The 18,297-nt window shown below is 39.9% G+C and carries 17 protein-coding genes; 8 read left to right on the top strand and 9 right to left on the bottom strand.

Going from position 1 to position 18,297, the window contains the following annotated elements; all coding sequences use genetic code 11:
- Window positions 1–5: 5 nt before the first annotated feature.
- Window positions 6–1,199 carry an ImmA/IrrE family metallo-endopeptidase gene (locus ACE1B6_RS21905; RefSeq protein WP_413259396.1) on the bottom strand — a complete coding sequence of 398 codons (1,194 nt, stop codon included), beginning with the start codon at window positions 1,197–1,199 and terminating at the stop codon, window positions 6–8.
- Window positions 1,200–1,484: 285 nt separating this feature from the next.
- On the opposite strand from ACE1B6_RS21905, the gene ACE1B6_RS21900 reads away from it, so the two are divergent.
- The 3 genes from ACE1B6_RS21900 to ACE1B6_RS21890 are packed head-to-tail and all read left to right on the top strand — an operon-like array spanning window position 1,485 to window position 5,007.
- The gene (locus tag ACE1B6_RS21900; protein ID WP_413259395.1) at window positions 1,485–2,036 is read left to right on the top strand and encodes a PfkB family carbohydrate kinase; all 552 of its coding nucleotides are present in this window, start codon (window positions 1,485–1,487) and stop codon (window positions 2,034–2,036) included.
- Window positions 2,036–3,223: a lipopolysaccharide heptosyltransferase II gene (gene waaF / locus ACE1B6_RS21895; RefSeq protein WP_459563083.1), complete on the top strand. Its 1,188-nt coding sequence runs from the start codon at window positions 2,036–2,038 to the stop codon at window positions 3,221–3,223. Before ACE1B6_RS21900 ends, waaF begins: the two co-directional genes overlap by 1 nt.
- Before the next feature lie 47 nt (window positions 3,224–3,270).
- Window positions 3,271–5,007, top strand: a complete 1,737-nt coding sequence (locus ACE1B6_RS21890) for a carbamoyltransferase family protein (protein ID WP_413259393.1) — start codon at window positions 3,271–3,273, stop codon at window positions 5,005–5,007.
- On the opposite strand, the gene ACE1B6_RS21885 is transcribed toward ACE1B6_RS21890, so the two are convergent.
- Entirely contained in the window at window positions 4,975–5,610 is a 636-nt protein-coding gene (locus tag ACE1B6_RS21885) for a metallophosphoesterase family protein (protein WP_413259392.1), read from the bottom strand. The genes ACE1B6_RS21890 and ACE1B6_RS21885 overlap by 33 nt on opposite strands.
- A 13-nt stretch (window positions 5,611–5,623) precedes the next feature.
- Between ACE1B6_RS21885 and ACE1B6_RS21880 the strand changes: the two genes are divergently transcribed.
- The 3 genes from ACE1B6_RS21880 to ACE1B6_RS21870 all read left to right on the top strand — a co-directional run bounded on the left by ACE1B6_RS21880 (window position 5,624) and on the right by ACE1B6_RS21870 (window position 8,209).
- Window positions 5,624–6,616, top strand: a complete 993-nt coding sequence (locus ACE1B6_RS21880; protein ID WP_413259391.1) for a glycosyltransferase family 2 protein — start codon at window positions 5,624–5,626, stop codon at window positions 6,614–6,616.
- 62 nt (window positions 6,617–6,678) lie between these two features.
- Window positions 6,679–7,197 (top strand): DUF1622 domain-containing protein, encoded by a 519-nt coding sequence (locus tag ACE1B6_RS21875; RefSeq protein ID WP_413259390.1) that lies wholly within the window; start codon window positions 6,679–6,681, stop codon window positions 7,195–7,197.
- Window positions 7,198–7,210: 13 nt separating this feature from the next.
- Window positions 7,211–8,209 carry a radical SAM protein gene (locus ACE1B6_RS21870; protein WP_413259389.1) on the top strand — a complete coding sequence of 333 codons (999 nt, stop codon included), beginning with the start codon at window positions 7,211–7,213 and terminating at the stop codon, window positions 8,207–8,209.
- A gap of 14 nt (window positions 8,210–8,223) precedes the next feature.
- Here the strand turns inward: ACE1B6_RS21870 and ACE1B6_RS21865 are convergent, their stop codons facing one another.
- Together ACE1B6_RS21865 and ACE1B6_RS21860 are read right to left on the bottom strand one after the other, a co-directional pair.
- Complete coding sequence (locus ACE1B6_RS21865; RefSeq protein ID WP_413259388.1) at window positions 8,224–8,418, bottom strand: hypothetical protein; 195 nt, start codon at window positions 8,416–8,418, stop codon at window positions 8,224–8,226.
- A 196-nt stretch (window positions 8,419–8,614) separates the two neighbouring features.
- A complete protein-coding gene (locus ACE1B6_RS21860; protein WP_413259387.1) occupies window positions 8,615–8,920 on the bottom strand; it encodes a hypothetical protein in 306 nt (101 codons plus the stop codon).
- A gap of 360 nt (window positions 8,921–9,280) precedes the next feature.
- On the opposite strand from ACE1B6_RS21860, the gene ACE1B6_RS21855 reads away from it, so the two are divergent.
- The gene (locus ACE1B6_RS21855) at window positions 9,281–10,057 is read left to right on the top strand and encodes a class I SAM-dependent methyltransferase (protein WP_413259386.1); all 777 of its coding nucleotides are present in this window, start codon (window positions 9,281–9,283) and stop codon (window positions 10,055–10,057) included.
- A 19-nt stretch (window positions 10,058–10,076) separates the two neighbouring features.
- Entirely contained in the window at window positions 10,077–10,904 is an 828-nt protein-coding gene (locus tag ACE1B6_RS21850) for a glycosyltransferase family 2 protein (RefSeq protein WP_413259385.1), read from the top strand.
- Between the two features lie 429 nt (window positions 10,905–11,333).
- On the opposite strand, the gene ACE1B6_RS21845 is transcribed toward ACE1B6_RS21850, so the two are convergent.
- The 5 genes from ACE1B6_RS21845 to ACE1B6_RS21825 all read right to left on the bottom strand — a co-directional run bounded on the left by ACE1B6_RS21845 (window position 11,334) and on the right by ACE1B6_RS21825 (window position 18,086).
- Entirely contained in the window at window positions 11,334–11,744 is a 411-nt protein-coding gene (locus tag ACE1B6_RS21845; protein WP_413259384.1) for a late competence development ComFB family protein, read from the bottom strand.
- Between the two features lie 372 nt (window positions 11,745–12,116).
- Window positions 12,117–13,517, bottom strand: coding sequence for a ferredoxin:protochlorophyllide reductase (ATP-dependent) subunit N (locus ACE1B6_RS21840; RefSeq protein ID WP_413259383.1), 1,401 nt, complete (start codon window positions 13,515–13,517; stop codon window positions 12,117–12,119).
- Between the two features lie 226 nt (window positions 13,518–13,743).
- Window positions 13,744–14,670, bottom strand: a complete 927-nt coding sequence (locus ACE1B6_RS21835; protein WP_413259382.1) for a DUF5331 domain-containing protein — start codon at window positions 14,668–14,670, stop codon at window positions 13,744–13,746.
- Between the two features lie 34 nt (window positions 14,671–14,704).
- Window positions 14,705–15,571: a ferredoxin:protochlorophyllide reductase (ATP-dependent) iron-sulfur ATP-binding protein gene (gene bchL, locus ACE1B6_RS21830; protein ID WP_413259381.1), complete on the bottom strand. Its 867-nt coding sequence runs from the start codon at window positions 15,569–15,571 to the stop codon at window positions 14,705–14,707.
- Window positions 15,572–16,250: 679 nt separating this feature from the next.
- Window positions 16,251–18,086, bottom strand: coding sequence for a WD40 domain-containing protein (locus tag ACE1B6_RS21825; RefSeq protein ID WP_413259380.1), 1,836 nt, complete (start codon window positions 18,084–18,086; stop codon window positions 16,251–16,253).
- Window positions 18,087–18,297: the final 211 nt, after the last annotated feature.

Raw genomic sequence — 18,297 nt, 5'->3', positions numbered from 1 at the left:
AAATTCTACGCTTGACGCAGATCTAAATGAGCAGTTTCCTCCATGATTCCGCTTGAATATTCGCGGAGTATTTCTGCAATACGGCGAGCTTCCAAACGATCGACACCAAGAAAATCTGCAAAACGTCCTTCGGCGATCAGTCCTTGATCCAAAGCTTCGATCGCCAAATGTTGATAGTGAGTTGGAACGATATCAGTTCGCTGAGGAATTTCTTCTAAACCTAGTTCTTGTTGTACTTTTCTCACTTTCAAACCGCGATCGCGCAACCGATCCAAAGTTCCAGATGGTATCAGCTGGATAGATTCTAATCGATTGCTAAGAGCTTCAATAGACACACCATAGTAATGAGCCAAAGTAAATAAATTAGTGGGAGTAAACTTATTATGAGTTTGGTACATATCATTAAAACGTTTTAACAAACCACTAGTTGGCATCAAAAAATAGTCAGGGAAAGAGTCAGCTAATCGTTCAGTTTCCGGCTTTCTTTGGTACTGATTTTCATAGTCAAATACTGGTTTACGGCGATGGGCAAGAAAGTGAAGATATTCATGAGCCAGCGACCAACGTCTTCGCTCTTCTGGATGGTTGGCATTAATAGCTATACAGCCGCCAATTTGTTCATCGTAACTGTAAATCCCTGAATATTTAGAGGGCATTTCTAAGTAAAAAATACGCAGTCCAACACTTTGTTCTAAAACGTTCCGAAGCACAGGAATCGGCCCATCACCAAGCCCTAAACGTTGACGTTCTGCAATAGCAATACTTTCGGCGGCAGCTGCGATCGGCATATTTGTTACCTCATACTCTTGAGGGTAATTCCGAGGAAGAGGAGCGTCCATAATTTTCTCAAGTTCCAAATAGTTTCGACACAACTCTTCTAAACGCAAAATAATCGGATTAATCTGCGCTTCTTCCTCTTCACTGCGCCGATAAACTGCTCGAAATTGAACTTCAAAAGGCTCAATTACAGGGTTAGGTCTAACAAAATCACTAACAGCCTTTCCATAAGCACGAGCCAGTTTAATTAACTCTTTTGGTTTAAGGCGACGTTCTCCTTTTTCAATAGCAACAATAGTAGTTCGTGCAGCATCAATAACTTGAGCCGCATCAGCCTGAGTCATGCCGCATTTCTTACGCGCCTGTTGCAGAAGTTCCCCCAATTTCCGCAGATCAATATTGTCCAGAATGTTGATAGTCATAGCATTTTTTTTCCCTCACAAAGCAACTTGTATGGCTTCTGATATACCTGTCCAAGACTGCTGTGAAATATCTCCATCAGGCATAATGCGATCCCTCTCATTATTGGAGTTTTTTCTACTATGATGGTAAACATGGATAATAACATTGTCAACTATTAAGAGATTTTTTCAGCAAAAATGTCAGAATTATTGAGTGGGCTATACTTTCCAGCAAGCTGCTGAGGCAGTTTAAAGCGTCGGGGTGTCAGTGATGAAATCATTAATTTAGATAAGTTGTGATTTTTTTTGAATTGTGCAAATGCACAAAAGGGTGTGTGGGCGATCGCAAATCTCCAACAAAACTTCCCCAAAACTTTAGTAATTGACTCAAAAAATCTCGCTGCTTATCGCAAAGTTGGCGCTACCGCAGTCAAACCAAACTATCAAGAAACCATGCGTTTATTAGGAGAAAGCGAATTACCAGAAAACCAAAGCCGCATTTCCTACATTCTGCAAAACCGAAAACAAATTTTAGACATTACAGGTGCTAAAATTGCCGCTGTCACCCTTGATAGTGATGGCGCTTTGATTTTTGCCCAAGGTAACTCACCTTACCGCACCTTTGCCCAACCAATAAATCACGCCAATGTTACAGGTGCGGGCGACACTTTTATCAGTGCATTATCTCTAGCTTTAGCATCAGGTAATGCTGTAAACTTAGCAGCGGAAATAGCATCTATGGCTGCCGCAATTGTTGTTGCTAAACAAGGAACTGCAACTTGTTCTTTTGCTGAATTACAACAGCATTTATCCAGCAATTTAAATAGGATGAAAAAAACTCCTCTGGAGGTAGCATGATGAGCCAAAATAACTGGGATGAAGCAGAAAATATTCTCTGTGTTAGACTTGATGCGATCGGCGATGTATTAATGACAACTCCCGCTATTCGCGCCTTAAAAGAATCGCTTCCCGGCAGAAGAATCACCCTTTTAACATCGCCATCTGGCAAAGAAATTGCCTCACTTATTCCCGAAATTAATGAGGTAATTGTTTACGATGCACCTTGGATGAAAGCCACTGCATTAAGGACAAATAGTAGCCCCGAATTTGCAATGGTAGAACAACTGCGAGAAAGTAAATTTGATGCTGCTGTTATCTTCACAGTTTTTAGTCAAAACCCTTTACCTTCGGCTTTTTTATGTTATTTAGCAGATATCCCTTTAAGACTCGCTCATTGTCACGAAAACCCCTATCAATTACTCACAAATTGGGTTTTAGATCCCGAACCATCTAACGGTATTCGCCATGAAGTTCAACGACAACTTGACTTAGTTGCAACGGTTGGTTGTACCACCCAAAATGAGCGAATGTCATTGCAAGTTCCCGAAGCAATACGTTACCGAGTTTTTAATATTTTAAAATCATTAGATATTGACTTAGAAAAACCTTGGGTAGTGATTCATCCTGGTGCTACTGCTGTATCAAGACGTTATCCCCCAGAGGGTTTTGCCGAAGTTGCACGCAGCTTAATTTTAGATAGAAACTTTCAAGTATTATTCACAGGAATTGAGTCAGAAAAAGAGTTAATTGCCACTATTCAAAAGGCAGTTAATGTTACCTCTCATTCCCTTGTCGGTTGTCTTAATTTAACCGAAATGGCAGCATTAATTCAATTAGCACCTTTATTAATTTCTAATAATACTGGCCCTGTTCATATTGCTGCTGCTGTAGGTACTCCGGTTGTTGACCTTTACGCTTTAACTAATCCTCAGCACACACCTTGGGCAGTTCCCAATCGTGTTTTATTTCACGATGTTTCCTGCAAGTTTTGTTATAAAAGCATTTGCCCCGAAGGACATAATAATTGTTTGAAATTAGTTACTCCTGATGAAATTGTGCGTGCGGCTTGGGAACTTTATGAAAATAGCAAAACTGGTGTTGAACAATTACCAAAAATTTCTCCTACAGGACTAGTAAATGGGCAAAATTTCTCTCAATTACTAGTTACAAATCCTTTAAGTTCTGCCAAACAAATTTGGAAATGATAGCGAAATTCTCTCCTTCAAACACTTTTTAATTAGCAAGTTAACTTATGTATACACTAGGAATTAATGCCGTTTATCATGACTCCGCTGCTTGTTTAGTTAAAGATGGAAAAGTAATTGCCGCAGCCGAGGAAGAACGTTTTACACACATCAAACACGCCAAGCGCCCCATTCCTTTTTCCACTTATGAACTACCCTTTCATGCGATTAATTACTGCTTGCAAGAAGCGGGAATAATTCTCACCGAAGTTAACCATATTGCCTACTCTTACGATCCCTTTATTTCGCTTGGCAAATACAATAATGAAGCAACAATTACTTTACCTTTAGAACCAAGCGCCCACCCCATACCCGCCGAATGGGAATCAGTTTGGGAACCGCTATTTTTGTCCTATATTGTCAATGCGCCCAGGCATTTAGTAGGTGGTGTTCCCCATCATTTAAAAGCCCGATTTAAAGGTATTTCATTAAATAATTTACAATGGCATTTTGTCCCCCATCATTTAGCCCATGTTGCTAGTGCTTTTTACCCTTCACCTTATGAAGAAGCTGCTGTTTTAACTCTCGACGGAAGAGGAGAAAAAGCCACCACAAACTATGCTGTTGGTAAGGGTAATAATCTGGAAATTTTAGGGCAAGTAAATATGCCTGATTCTCTGGGAATTCTCTACGAACAAGTTACCGAATATTTGGGTTTTCTGCAATCTTCGGACGAGTACAAAGTAATGGCATTAGCATCTTTTGGTCAACCCAAATATGTAGATTATTTCCGAGAAATTATCACTTTAAAAACTGATGGTCAATATACTATAAAAACACCTGAATTAAAAGAGCATTTCGGAACACCACGCCAGAAAGGAGAACCTTTAGAACAGTATCATTACGATCTCGCTCATTCTTTACAGTTAGTATTGGAAGAAACAGTTTTACAAATTGCTAATTGGTTGCATGAAACCACTAAATTAGATAATCTTTGTATGGCTGGAGGTGTGGCGCTTAATTGTGTGATGAATGCGCGAATACGTGACAATAGCCCATTCAAAAATCTGTGGGTGCAACCTGCTGCGGGAGATGCGGGAACGGCTTTAGGTGCAGCCCTTTGGATTGATGCTAAAAAAGGTGAAAATCATTATCGTTCTTACCAGATGAATCATGTTTTCCTTGGCCCAAGTTACAGCGATGATGAAATTGAAAAGTTTCTGCAATGGTCGAAACTTCCCTATCGAAAATTGACAAATATTGCTGAAGAAACTGCGGAAATTTTAGCGCAAAATAAAATTATCGGTTGGTTTCAAGGTCGGATGGAATTTGGGCCAAGGGCGTTAGGAGGACGATCGATTTTAGCCTCACCAATTGATGCAGAAATGCAAGCAAAGTTGAATGAAATTAAAGATAGAGAAGATTTTCGACCTGTTGCGCCTGTGGTTTTAGAAGAAGAAGCAGCAAATTGGTTTGTTAATGCAAAAACCTCTCCATTTATGTTATTTATTTACGATGTTTTGCCGGAAAAAGCTAAGAAAATTCCCGCAGTTCGTCACGTAGATGGTACTGCCAGAATTCAAACTATTAACCGTCAACAAAATCCGCTTTATTATGACTTAATTAAAGCGTTTCAAATGCGAACTGGTGTGCCCGTTTTGGTTAACACTTCTTTTAATACTAGAGGTGAACCTATTGTTTGTTCGCCTAGAGATGCGATCGAATGTTTTTGGACATCACCCCTGGATGCTTTAATAATCGGTTCATTTCTGTTAGAAAAATGCCCAAAATCCCAAAGGGAGTAATTCTCCATCAACCGCCCTAAATTCAACAGAATTTTCTGTTTGATTATAAATTACATAGCGTAGTTTCTTAATTTGATCTCGCCCATAACCAACTGCACCAACTGAAATTACATATCTGTCTTTAAGATCTAAGTGAAATGGTTCCCCATAGTTAAATTCATAAACCGTTGATGAACCAAATTCTTCACATTTTTCCCCAAAAATCAAAGGAACATGAACGTGACCAACAAAAACGATTCTATAAGATATTTCACAAAATACATTCCATGCTTCAACAGGGCTGCTAATTGTATTTTTCTTGATTCTAGGAGATATATGAGTATAAATTCTATCTAATTCTACTATTTCATTTGGGAGGGAATCGATAAACTCTTGTACATCTTTAGCCAATTCCAAATTATTAAATTCATCGTGATTACCTCGGACACAAGCAATTTGATTGTCTCGCAAAAATCTGACAACTTCATCATTGTAATCTCCGCCATCCACCAAATCACCCAAACATATTATTCTGTTACATCCACAGTTTTCTATGTCTGTCATAACTGTTTGTAGTCCAGAAAAGTTTCCGTGAATATCAGAAATAATTGCAATTTTTTCCATATTTTTTAGCCAAATGATCCTTGTTTCTGTCGTCATCCCAACTTTTAAGCGTCCTGAACTTTTAAACCGCTGTTTAGCTGCACTTACTCAGCAAAACTTCGATCGCACTGCCTACGAAATAATTATCGCTGACGATGCCGCAACCGAGGAAACAAAAAGATTAGTTGAATACTGGTTAGAACGCATTGGTTACGTCCCTGGAGAGACGGAAAATACACCTTTATTGCGCTACATTCCAGTAACAGAAAAACATGGCCCTGCGGCGGCGCGAAACGTCGGTTGGCGTGCAGCTAGTGGCGAAATTATTGCTTTTACTGATGATGATTGTATACCCGATTCTAATTGGTTAAAAGCCGGAATTAGTGCTTTTAAAGATGAAATTGTCGGAGTTAGAGGACGAATAATTGTGCCTTTGCCAAATCCACCAACTGATTATGAATTAAGTACTGCTGGGTTAGAAAAAGCGGAATTTGTCACCGCTAATTGTTTTTATCGCCGGGAAGCGATCGCATCCATAAACGGTTTTGACGAACGTTTTACTATGCCTTGGCGCGAAGATAGCGACCTATTTTTTACTCTCTTAAAACAAGGTGGTAAATTTGTTTATGCGCCAGATGCGATCGTAACTCATCCAGTGCGATCGGCATCTTGGGGAATTAGTTTAAGTCAGCAACATAAAAGTATGTTTAACGCTTTACTCTATAAAAAACATCCAAATTTATATAAAGAAAAACTCCCACCTGTCACCCCTTGGCATTATTACTTAATAATTAGCTCTTTTATTGTATTTCTGTTAACAATTTTAACTGAAAATCTATATCTTGCTATTGTGGCTTTGATGATATGGGTAATAATGACTGGACGGTTTTGTATAAAAAGATTACAGCAAACATCTCATACCCCAAAACATATTGCTGAAATGATTTTTACATCTTTACTAATACCATTTCTCTCAATATTTTGGCGCATTTTCGGTGCTTTAAAATTTCGCGTGTTTTTTCTTTAACGTAACTAATGAGCAGTGGGTAGTTTATACTTGCTATTGCAGAACTATCATTTCTAACAAAAATGCAACGAAATTCTTCCCCTAATTCATTGTTTAATATTTTAGTACCATTAGCCTTAATTCTAGGTTTAGTTCTATTACTTAATCTCGACATAGAAAACCCCACTAAAGAACCTGTATCAGCAAATCCTGTAGAAGTTTGGGTTAATCCAATTGTAAGTTACTTAGCTGCTGGTGCAGAAATAGCTGCCGCAGCAATTATTGGATTTGGAGTTTTTCGCAGTGTTTTTGCTTATGTTAGTACTTTATTTTCTCGCTCACAAAGACGCTTTAACACTACAGAATCTATCAGATTACGATTAGGTCGCACCCTAGTTTTAGGATTAGAATTTACCGTAGCTGCTGACATTTTACGTACTGTTGTCGCTCCCACTAGACCAGATATTCTAAACTTAGCTACCATTGTTTTTTTGCGAACTTTACTTAACTACTTTTTAGAACAAGAAATTCAAGAAGTAGAAAAACGTCGTCAATCGAGTACAGAAGAGAACCAACCACCCAATCAATCAATAGATATTTAATTAGGTAAAAACCATGCAACTACCCACTTATTTACAAATTGAACCCGTTGGACAATGTAATTTACGCTGTCAAATGTGTGCAATTCAATTTCGTCAAGATGGCCCTCCCTTTGGCCCCCCAGCTTTCATGAAATTTGACACTTTTACTCGCATTATTGACCAATTTTACACCTTAGAAGAATTGCATCTTCAGGGATTAGGAGAACCGATGATGCACCCACAATTTTTTGATATGGTAACTTACGCCGCTAACAAAGGAATTCGGGTTACAACTAACTCCAATTTGACACTTTTAAATCAAAAACGTGCGGAAAAATGTATTACTAGCGGTCTTAATTGTCTCCATGTTTCCATTGATGGCGCAACCGCAGAAACCTATAACAAAATTCGCGTAGGTTCCAATTTTGAACAGGTAGTTAAGAACTTAGAATTAGTCTTAGAAAAGCGGCAAAAACTTGCTAGTGAAACTCCCCATATTCACTTAGTAATGGTAATCATGCGGCAAAACTTACATGAATTACCAGATTTAGTGAAATTAGCACATAAATGGTCAGTAGAACAGTTTTTTGTGCAGCACTTATGTCATGATTTTGGCGAGTCAAGTTTACCAGCGAATTATCAACCAATGCGAGATTTTGTGCGATCGCAAACCCTACTAGAAGAAGATTCCCAAAAAGTAGAAACTTACTTTAATGAAGCCCGAAATTTAGCCCAAAATTTGGGTGTAAATTTGCGTTTACCTCGCACAAAACCACGCCTGCATCCACCAGGGACACCGGGGCAAAAAAGATGTGATTGGCCTTGGAGAGGTGCTTATATTAGTTATCAGGGTTATGCAATGCCTTGTTGTATGGTTTCTACGCCCGATCGCATAAATTTTGGCAACGTAACAGAACAAGGAGTTGATAACACTTGGAACAGCAAAGATTATCAGTCATTTCGAGATAAATTAGCCTCAGATCAACCACCAGAAATTTGTCGTTCTTGTTCCATTTATTCAGGTACTTTTTGATGCAGTTATTTCTTTTACAAATTTTGCCATGCTCTATCCTCTTCAGGTCTTAACCAATCTTTTTGGAGAGAAGATTCACTTAAAATGGTTGTTTCTAATTTTTCTTGTTGATATTTCGCTTTAATAAATTGGAGAAAATCCAAAACTTCATCTAAAAGAAAGTCCGGCATATTCTCAACTTCTTGAAGAATCAAGTCTTTTGCAGTCATTTCTCTTTATTTAGTTACGTTTAGACATATTTTAAGCTAAATTTAGTGCGTCTTGACAAACCTGTTTAAATCTAGCAACATAGAATTAACATATAATTTCATGTTTTAAGGACGACCCGCACGAGAAGCTTTAGAGGAACTATGGGCAAAACATGACATCGGCTTTTCAGCTAATTAAGCTTGAGTATTTCTAAAATTAAATTACCCAATATCCATTCCTGCGCCAATATTGTTCTTTCAAAGCTTGCTCTAACTGTTGATGAGAAATTAGCTTTTGCTCAAGTAACAATTCACCTAATTTTTTATCACGACGAAATTGAACAGTCAAGACGGATTCTAACTGTGCTTGGGAAATAATCTTTTTATTTACTAATATCCAACCTAGTTTGACTGAATTAACGATACTGCTAACGCAACGATTTGCGATCGCACTTTTCACAGGAGAAGTAGGTTGCTTTTTGGGTATAGTTGTTTCAGTGGTTAAAGTATAATTAATCACCATTATTTGATTCCTTAACTTTTTTTAGTTATTATCTACCTATTTCCTTGCTCCGTTATAGTTCTGAGAGCAAGTTCACTATGCACCCAACAGCTTTAATTGCGCGGACAAAAGGGTTCAAAAGCATTAACTATTTGATTTCATAACGCTTATTGATTACTACAAGGGTAGACTTCAGTTTTCCGAATACTTCCACGCCAAAAAGCAGTTTCTAACACTGAATACTAATAATCATCACAAAGAATTAGATCGTCTCCCTGTAAAGCTGCTATAACTAATGCAAGGTTCACTTCACTTGAATTAAATCTGAAAGAGGAACTACAGGCAAAAAATGAAATTTCTAGTTGAAATTTTACTTTAAATATGACTTCTCCTCCCCTTCACTTAGACACCGAAACTTTCCGCAAATTACTACAATTACAAGGGCCATCATTAGGCTTATGGCGAGCAGCGGAAATAGCAGTTTTACGGCAACAAAAATACGATCGCCCTATCCTAGACTTAGGTTGTGGTGATGGCTTAGTAACCTCAATGGTATTACCACAAGTTGAAATCGGAATTGACCCCAACGAAAGCGCATTAATTCAAGCAGAAAGTCGCAAAATATACGATCGCCTAATTCCCCTCCCCCTAGAAAAAGCAAATATTCCCGATGCCAGTATCAGCACAATTATTAGTAACTCCGTATTAGAACACATACCCGAATTAGATATCATCCTTCAGACAGTTGCCCGAATCTTAAAACCCGGTGGAAAATTAATTTTAACCACACCCACAGAAGCCTTCAGCCAATGGCTTACCCTACCCATTAAACCCTACTCCAATTGGCGAAACCGCCAATTGGAACACTTAAATTTGTGGTCGGTAGAAACCTGGACAGAACAATTAGAAAAAGTAGGTTTAAAAGTGGAAATCGTCCAACCAATTTTAAACCGAGAATTAGTTAGTATTTGGGATAGTTTAGAACTCTTGCAGCAAATTTGGATTGCTAAAAAACGGGTTTTTGGAGTCATTTGGCGGCGCATTCCATTATCCACAATAGATAAAATGGCAGAGTGGTTTTCTCAATTAGATCTTTCCACTTCTACAACTGGTGGAGGTCGCTTAATTGTAGCCAGAAAGATTGATATTAACCTTTAAATTTCCCCATTTCTGAATCATGGCAACCGTCGATATTCTGCTTCCAACTTGTAACCGTTTAGAATCTCTAATTTTTACCCTCTCCGGTATTGCCTCCCAAACATTAACCGATATTCATGTAATTATTGCCGATCAAAGTTCCCAAACCGTTGAAAATTCACCAATAGTTAAAACCTTCACTCGCCTAATAGAAACTAGAGGCGGTTCTGTAGAATATCATTATCGCTTTCCTTCCCAAGGAATTACCGAACAACGCGATTTTTTACTCAAAAGTGCCACTGCTGAGAGTGTTTTGTATCTCGACGATGACGTATTTATGGAACCTTGGGTAATTGAGCAACTTTGGCAAACTTTGCAAACTCAAAAATGCGGTTTTGTTGGCGCTTTTCCCACTGGTTTATCTTATCGTGAAGATGTGCGCCCTCAACAACAAATCATTGAATTTTGGGAAGATTCCGTACATCCAGAAATTGTTAATCCAAATTCTCCACAATGGGAAAGATGGCATTTACATCGGGCAGCTAATTTATATCATGTTAGTCAAACTTTACCACCAGAAGAAACGCGACTTTATAAAGTTGCTTGGATTGCTTCTTGCATCCTTTACGATCGCGAAAAATTATTAGAAATTGGCGGCTTTTCCTTTTGGACAAAGTTGCCAAGGTATCATTCGGGAGAAGAAGTTTTAGTGCAAAACATTTTAATGCGAAAATGGGGCGGATGTGCCATTATTCCTTCTGGAACCTATCACGCAGAAGTGCCATCAACTGTACTTAACGATCGGGGAACAGTTGACGCGCACGCCTTAGATCTGTTACCCAACATGATTGAAAAATATGTCCAGTAAACTGCATTTTCTATGGCAAATTTAAGTAAATTTTCTGATTAGCCTTGGCAAAATCAATAGTTTTGCGAGACAATGGAGTTAATCTAATTCCTCACCATCTCTCCAATGAGGAAACAGCTACCCTACCTTGTGCTGCCGTCAACTCTGGCAATACTTCCTGTTCGAGAAACTAAGCTGTTACGCATTTAAAAGTCATATTGTAGGGTGCGTCAGATTTAGATATTTTCCTTTCTACATAGGCTTTACCGTCTGACGCACCCTACTCGTTAATAAGTGATTTAAATGCGTAACAGCTTATTGTCAAGATGAGACAGAGTATTGTTCAAGGTAAGGGTAGCATTTCTCCTACTACCACACAAAAAAGTGATTATTTAAAACTATTATCCAAAAATATGCCTGCGTCTCTTCAAATTCACAGGAAAAAGCTGACTAACCAACATCCCATCCATCAACAAAAGAGGTAATTTTCTGTCTCTGGTAAAAACTTTTCGCTGCCGCTGCCTCTGCCTCTGTAACTTCTGGTTTAACTTTCTCCTCCACAAACAAAGGAGTAGAAATTTTTAAAGGATCTCTTTGCACAGCTGCCAAACCTTGACGCACAGCAGTAGTAATTTGCTGTTTCATCTGCTTTTTCGCCCGTAATTGTTGAGCATTCCAGCCCTCTTGACTGGTAGCATACAAAGCGGGTAATCTATTTAGGGCGTAGGCAACAATTTGTGCAGAGTTAACATATTGCAGGATATTTGGTGATAGCTTTTCCAGTTGTTGTTCTACTTCTTGAATTACTAATGGCTCGATCGCATTGCGATAAACAATATTTTGATAATCTGATGCACTCATGAGAACAAATGAAATGTATTTTAACCTACGTAAGGAAATATACCGAGATTTAGGCAAGGTAGTCAATTGTCCGCTCCTAAGTTCATCAAAATTTTACATTACAGACTGAACTGGTATAGTTGGTAAAGATTTTGTTTTACCTGGTTTCCAGGCACTTAACAAGCAGAGCGATTTATTAAGAATTCGGTAAGTTCATCATTGCAGTTTAGTAGTTTTGTGTAGAGTTTTGTTATAATAAATAGTTGGGTTGAGAAATTAATTAATAAGTAAATATACTATTTCCTAGCTTGGGAAAGCAAAGAATGCCAAACAAAAAAAGAGCGATCGCCAAAAGATCGCCCCAAATCATACCAAAGTCAATCAGGAGGAAAACTAAACCTTCGCCTCTTCCTTCACCAACTTATCCCAACCCAAATCCTTCAAATTATTATTCCGACGCAAAGGACGAGTTACTAATTCCAAAATATCTCTAGCATTAGTAAAACCGTGAATTTGAGCAAAAGTAAACTCAACTGACCACTTAGTATTAATTCCCCTAGCTTCCAAAGGATTAGCATGAGCCATACCAGTAATTACCAAATCTGGATTCAACTCATAAATCCGTTGCACTTGATTATAATTATCCGGCTTTTCCACAATTCTTGGCAGCGGAACACCCATTTCCTGACAAGTCTTTTCTAACATTGCCAACTCAGCAGCTTGATAACGCTTATCCATGTAGGGAATGCCAATTTCAGGACAAGTCATGCCGCAGCGAATTAAGAAACGAGCCAAAGAGATTTCCAGCAAATTATCGCCCATGAAAAAGACAGATTTACCGCGAATTAATTGGATATAATCCTCTAAATTTTCCCAAATTTGTTGTTCTCTTTCTGCTAAACCTTTCGGCTCAATACCAAACACCGAACAAATCTTTTCAATCCAAGCACGAGAACCATCAGGACCGATCGGGAACGGCGCACCAATTAACTTACACTTCCGACGACGCATTAAAGTAGTAGCAGTGCGACTCAAGAAAGGATTAACACCAGCCACATAATAACCTTCTTCCAAAGTTGGCAATTCCGTAAATCGTTTTGCAGGCAACCAACCAGAAACTTTAATACCTTGTTTCTTCAATTCTAAAGTTAATTGAGTCACCACTGGATCGGGCAAAGAACCAAACAAAACTAAAGGCGGATGATCGACATATTCCGACTCTTCGGCTTGCACTTCTTCTTTCTTTTTACCAAAATTTAGTAATTTAGCGATCGCATTTCGCTCACTCTTCTCCGCTTCCACCACCGGAGCCTTATCAGGACAACGAGCCGCCATTGCCGCCAAAACCGTATCTTCACCTTGAGTGAAAGCGTAATCCAAACCATTAGCCCGGGCAACTACGATCGGAATGCCAATTTCCGATTCCAACTTCGGAGCTAAACCTTCCAAATCCATTTTGATAATTTCGGTAGTGCAAGTACCGATCCAAACAATAACACTAGGATTGCGATCGCGCTTAATTTGCACGCACAGCCGCTTCAACTCCTCATAATCATTCAACTGCGCCGAAATATCACCCTCCTCCAACTCCGCCATTGCATAGCGAGGCTCAGCAAAAATCATCACCCCCATCGCATTTTGCAGAAAATAGCCACAAGTCTTAGTTCCAATTACCAAAAAGAAACTATCCTCAATCTTTTGGTACAACCAAGCCACACAGCTAATCGGGCAAAAAGTGTGATAATTCCCAGTTTCGCAATCGAAATTTAGCCCTTCAGGTTGAGCAACAGTCATAAAATAACCTCTTTCCTTCCAGTTATGTCAATAATTTTTTGGTTAAATCTGAAGTGGGAATAGGGGGACACAGAAGTAGGAGAAAAAGAGAGTGATGAGTTTTAAATTAAATCAAGAATTAACTCAAAACTCTCTCTTGGGCGGGTTTTGTTCTCAACCCTTCTGCTGTGAGTAGAGGATTTTATGCTAAACCCACCCCTACAACTTCAAACTCTCCTCAATTTAGCTATTTCCACTCATCATCTAGGCTATTTTGATTTGGATCGGCAAAAGGATCGAAATCTAAACTGCCAAAGGCATCTTCTTCATCTTCGGACTTCTTCTCTGACTCAGAGCCAAAGTCATCAAGTGAGAGATCGCCAAAATCTGCTAGGGACTCCTCACTTAATTCTTCAGTAGTGTCACCACCCCAAACATCTGTTAATTCACCAAATTCCGAATCAGAAGTTTCGCTGAGTTCTTCAGTATCAGAAGTATCGCCAAAGGCATCCAGCGAGATATCAGCAAAGCCTTCCTCGCTGTCCTCATCGCTGAGTTCCAAAGACTCCTCTGTGCCCAAATCACCGACGACGATATCATCTAAACCTTCCTCAGCTGACTCCTCGATCGCAAAACTTGATTCATCTCCCAAGTCATCAAGATCCATCTCTTCTAATCCGCTTTCCTCTTCCTGAATCAGTTCCGAGGCAGCGAATACCCCAGCGCCCACTGTTGCCCCACTAACTGCGGCAATACCCAGTACTGCGGCATCAGAATCAGACTCTTCTGACTCACCAAAGCCCGACAAATCATCTAATTCCGATTCTGCTTCCTCTTCAGTTGCCGAAGTTGCTTCAGCAGAAGGCGCTGTTGGTGCAGCTTTCATGGGTGGACGTTTCCCTAAAGCTACATCCGGGTCAAAATTCAACTCTAAAACCTCAATTAGCGAATCTGGATCGGAGTTGAGTTTGGAAAACGGTAACATCAACTGCGCCAGTTTTGGCTCCAGTGCGTTGAGAACCCCCAGGATGAGGTAAGAAGATGGTCGCCGACCCCCATCTGGTGTTTTCACATTCTCTACTTCCATTTGTAGAGCCAGCCAAGAATGATTAAGCTGGTAATATTGCAACCATTTTTGTTTTAAAGCTGATGTAAAGTCATCAAAAAAAGCCACTGATCTTCTCCCTCATCCTGATAACTAGACTTTTCTAAACCATCATTAAGTCTAGTTCTTCTTCCTCCGTCTTGATCTGTGGTTTTGTCGGATTTAAGTAAAAATCTGATAACAGAGCAAATAAATCCCTATCTGGAGCGTCATTTGGCACTACTCCTTCTGGATGAGCCAAAATCTGATCTGCAATATTTAGGTAATAATCGCACACATAATTTAACGAAGGGTCTTTCTCTGCCATTTCAAACAGAGTTTTGCCCTTGACGCGAGAAACCCGAATATCTTCAATTAACGGCAGTACTTCCAACACTGGCATGGGTACTGATTCGACGTACTTTTCAATCAAGTCTCGCTTAGAAGTCCGATTGCCAATCAATCCGGCAAGGCGCAAAGGGTGAGTCCTGGCTTTTTCCCTGACAGATGCAGCGATACGGTTAGCGGCAAACAAGGCATCAAAACCGTTGTCTGTGACGATCATGCAGTAATCAGCATAGTTGAGGGGAGCCGCAAAACCACCACACACTACGTCACCAAGAACGTCAAACAAAATTACATCGTATTCGTCGAAAGCGTTCAGTTCTTTCAGCAATTTTACCGTTTCGCCCACAACGTAACCACCACATCCCGCACCAGCAGGTGGCCCACCAGCTTCTACGCAGTCAACACCACCGTAGCCTTTATAAATTACATCTTCCGGCCAAACGTCTTCGTAGTGGTAGTCTTTGGCTTGCAGCGTGTCAATGATTGTCGGAATTAAAAATCCTGTCAAGGTAAAGGTGCTGTCGTGTTTCGGATCGCAACCAATTTGTAGGACTTTTTTGCCTCGTTTCGCTAGGGCTACGGAGATATTACAACTTGTTGTTGATTTGCCGATGCCGCCTTTTCCGTAAACTGCAAGTTTCACGCTTGTGTTCTCCTTAAATGGTGCTTTTTCTAACTCTGGGAATCTGATTCGCTGCTTGAGGGCGCGTTTTTTTAAGCTCTTTGTCTGCATTATTGACCAAGTTTCGCGGAAAAGAAAGGGTCTAGCAGAACGAATGGCTATGTAATATCGATTATTTTGCTGATAAACTCTCAATTTATATATTAAATCTCTGTGAAAATCTCTCAATCCATAAAAAATTTATATTTAAAGTTTTATGATTGTAAATTTTGTATTTGGGTACAAAAGACAAAAACAGACTCGGCTCTGGGTAAGGAAAGCAGATACGGAAAAGCCTGTTAATGGTGCGTTAAGCTGCACTAACGCACCCTACGTTCCTAGATTTCTGGGGAGGTAAATGGCGATCGCAGACTCCGAAAAGCCCTTTCTTTCAAATGTCCAGAATTTTCGTAAATTATTATTAAAGATTTGGTGGGGACTGGGTACTGGGGATTGGGGACTAGGGACTGGGGATTGGGGACTAGGGACTGGGGAGAGTTGAAGATGTAGTTAAATTATTTCTTTACCCATGTCTCCAGTGCCCTATCTCCTTGTCCCCAGTACCCAGTCCCCAATCCCCAGTACCCAGTACCCAGTACCCAGTACCCAGTCCCCAATCCCCAGTACCCAGTACCCAGTACCCAATCCCCAGTCCCTAGCACTAATCATGTCGCCACAGTTTAATGGTGCGATCGTCACTGCCGGAGGCTAAAATTTTGCCATCGGGACTAAAGGCGAGGGTGCGGACTTGGGCGGAGTGACCGCTGAGGGTGCGGAGTAGTTTGCCTTGTTCTACTTGCCAGATTTTGATGGTGTTATCGCCACTGTCACAGGCGATCGTTTCACCGTTGGGACTGTAAGCGATCGACCAAACAGAACCGGAACTACTGGTGAGAGTGTTGAGTAAATTTCCGTTGTTTAACTGCCAGAGTTTAATTGTGTTATCGCCGCTGATGCTGGCTAAAAGTTCGCCATCGGGACTGAGTGCGATCGCCCAAATTGAGCCAGAATGACCTCCGAGAGTGTTTAATAATCTGCCGCTGTGGAGATCCCAAATTTTAATTGTGTTATCCCAACTTCCGCTAACGAGAGTTTTTCCATCTGGGGTAACTACGATCGACTCTACAAAGTCTGAATGTCCGGTTAAAGTATTGAGTAATTTCCCTGTACTCACCTGCCACAATTTAATATTTCCATCCCCACTACCGCTAATCAAAACTTCTCCATCAGGACTAAAAGCCAGGGAAAAAATAGTTACAGAATGCCCAGAAAGAGTGCGAATTAAATTACCATTACCCAATTGCCACAATTTAATAGTGCAGTCAGCACTTCCCGAAGCTAAAATCCTGCCATCAGGACTAATTGCTAAACAAGCAACTGTATCTGAGTGAGCATTAACTGTGGAAATTAATCTGCCATTACCTGATTTCCAAAGTTTAATAGTTTTATCAGCACTACCACTAATTAACATCAGCCCATTTGGGCTAAAAGCGAGACAATTAACGCTATCTGAATGTTCTACTAAATTGTTCACACATCGCCAATTACGGATGGGGATTAGTGGTGCAGAATGGGGCGGGGGAACAACTTTGCGCCAACCTTCAGTATAAAGTTCTTTTAGGACTTCTGTTGCCGAGTGATAGCGTTTTTTCAGCGAATCTTTGAGCAGTTTATCTATAACTTGATAAAGCTGATCGCTAATATCTGCACCCAAACGGCGCAAATACTCCCGCCATACCCAGCCGCCTTCTAGAGGATTATAAAGTTCATCAAGAGCCGCTTGGGTTAATAGTTGAATGCAGATAATACCTAAACTATAAAGATCGCTTGCGGGATAAACTCTGCCACCGCGCAACAGTTCTAAAGGTGCATATCCTTCGGTAGCGAGATTAATCCGAATTGGTGTTAATTTGTTATCAGTTAATTGTTTAGAAATGCCAAAGTCAGTTAAAATGTGTTTGCGATCGCTCTTTCTCCTGACAATATTTGTTAGTTTAATATCTCGATGGATTGCCTGACGATTATGTACAAATTGCAACACTGGTAAAACATCATGCAACAATTCCCGAATTTGTTGTTCATTATAAGCACCCTGTTCTTGCAATTGTTGGGCTAAATCTTGACCTTCGACATATTGATTCACCAAATACAGGCATTTATCCTCTTCAAAATAAGCATAGAGGGTAGGAATTTGGGGATGTTGTTCTCCCAGTTGGAGTAACTGTCGTGCCTCCTGTTCAAACATTTGGGTAGTTTTTGCGATCGCCGACTTATTGTTTTGAATTTGCGGTAACGGCAAAAATTGCTTGATGACGCAGGGAGAGTTTAATCTGTCTGTATCTTCAGCCAAAAAACTCCGACTAAAAGCACCTTCACCAATGGGGCGAACGGCTCGATAGCGTTTTCTGAGAAACAATTCGGCCCCACAAGAGGGACAAGTTTTTGCTTCATCGCGGTTTTGGGGCTTTTTACAGAAGGGGTTGAGGCAGTAGCTCATACCTAATAAGAATTTAGCGGCTTGAAATAATGGTAATGCCTACTAGGATAGTTGCGAACAATATTTGGATGTTTTTTTCATAAAATTTCTGATTTTAGGGAACAGGGAACGGAGAACAGGGAACGCGGAACAGAAGCTGTCACAAAAATCAAGGGAAATTCTCGGAAGAAGTTGATATAATTTCTAATTAATAAAATCCCAATTCTAAAAT

This window comes from Floridaenema fluviatile BLCC-F154, from assembly GCF_041929135.1.
Lineage (GTDB): Bacteria > Cyanobacteriota > Cyanobacteriia > Cyanobacteriales > Aerosakkonemataceae > Floridanema > Floridanema fluviatile.
The sequence above is the reverse complement of the archived record's forward strand: the minus strand, read 5'-3'. Positions and strand labels throughout refer to the sequence as shown.

Excerpts from the sequence above, each read along its gene's own strand:
- ACE1B6_RS21905 (WP_413259396.1), bottom strand. The coding sequence starts at position 1,199 with ATGACTATCAACATTCTGGACAATATTGATCTGCGGAAATTGGGGGAA.
- waaF (WP_459563083.1), top strand. The coding sequence starts at position 2,036 with ATGAGCCAAAATAACTGGGATGAAGCAGAAAATATTCTCTGTGTTAGA.
- ACE1B6_RS21890 (WP_413259393.1), top strand. The coding sequence starts at position 3,271 with ATGTATACACTAGGAATTAATGCCGTTTATCATGACTCCGCTGCTTGT.
- ACE1B6_RS21885 (WP_413259392.1), bottom strand. The coding sequence starts at position 5,610 with ATGGAAAAAATTGCAATTATTTCTGATATTCACGGAAACTTTTCTGGA.
- ACE1B6_RS21880 (WP_413259391.1), top strand. The coding sequence starts at position 5,624 with ATGATCCTTGTTTCTGTCGTCATCCCAACTTTTAAGCGTCCTGAACTT.
- ACE1B6_RS21875 (WP_413259390.1), top strand. The coding sequence starts at position 6,679 with ATGCAACGAAATTCTTCCCCTAATTCATTGTTTAATATTTTAGTACCA.
- ACE1B6_RS21870 (WP_413259389.1), top strand. The coding sequence starts at position 7,211 with ATGCAACTACCCACTTATTTACAAATTGAACCCGTTGGACAATGTAAT.
- ACE1B6_RS21865 (WP_413259388.1), bottom strand. The coding sequence starts at position 8,418 with ATGACTGCAAAAGACTTGATTCTTCAAGAAGTTGAGAATATGCCGGAC.
- ACE1B6_RS21860 (WP_413259387.1), bottom strand. The coding sequence starts at position 8,920 with ATGGTGATTAATTATACTTTAACCACTGAAACAACTATACCCAAAAAG.
- ACE1B6_RS21855 (WP_413259386.1), top strand. The coding sequence starts at position 9,281 with ATGACTTCTCCTCCCCTTCACTTAGACACCGAAACTTTCCGCAAATTA.
- ACE1B6_RS21850 (WP_413259385.1), top strand. The coding sequence starts at position 10,077 with ATGGCAACCGTCGATATTCTGCTTCCAACTTGTAACCGTTTAGAATCT.
- ACE1B6_RS21845 (WP_413259384.1), bottom strand. The coding sequence starts at position 11,744 with ATGAGTGCATCAGATTATCAAAATATTGTTTATCGCAATGCGATCGAG.
- ACE1B6_RS21840 (WP_413259383.1), bottom strand. The coding sequence starts at position 13,517 with ATGACTGTTGCTCAACCTGAAGGGCTAAATTTCGATTGCGAAACTGGG.
- ACE1B6_RS21825 (WP_413259380.1), bottom strand. The coding sequence starts at position 18,086 with ATGAGCTACTGCCTCAACCCCTTCTGTAAAAAGCCCCAAAACCGCGAT.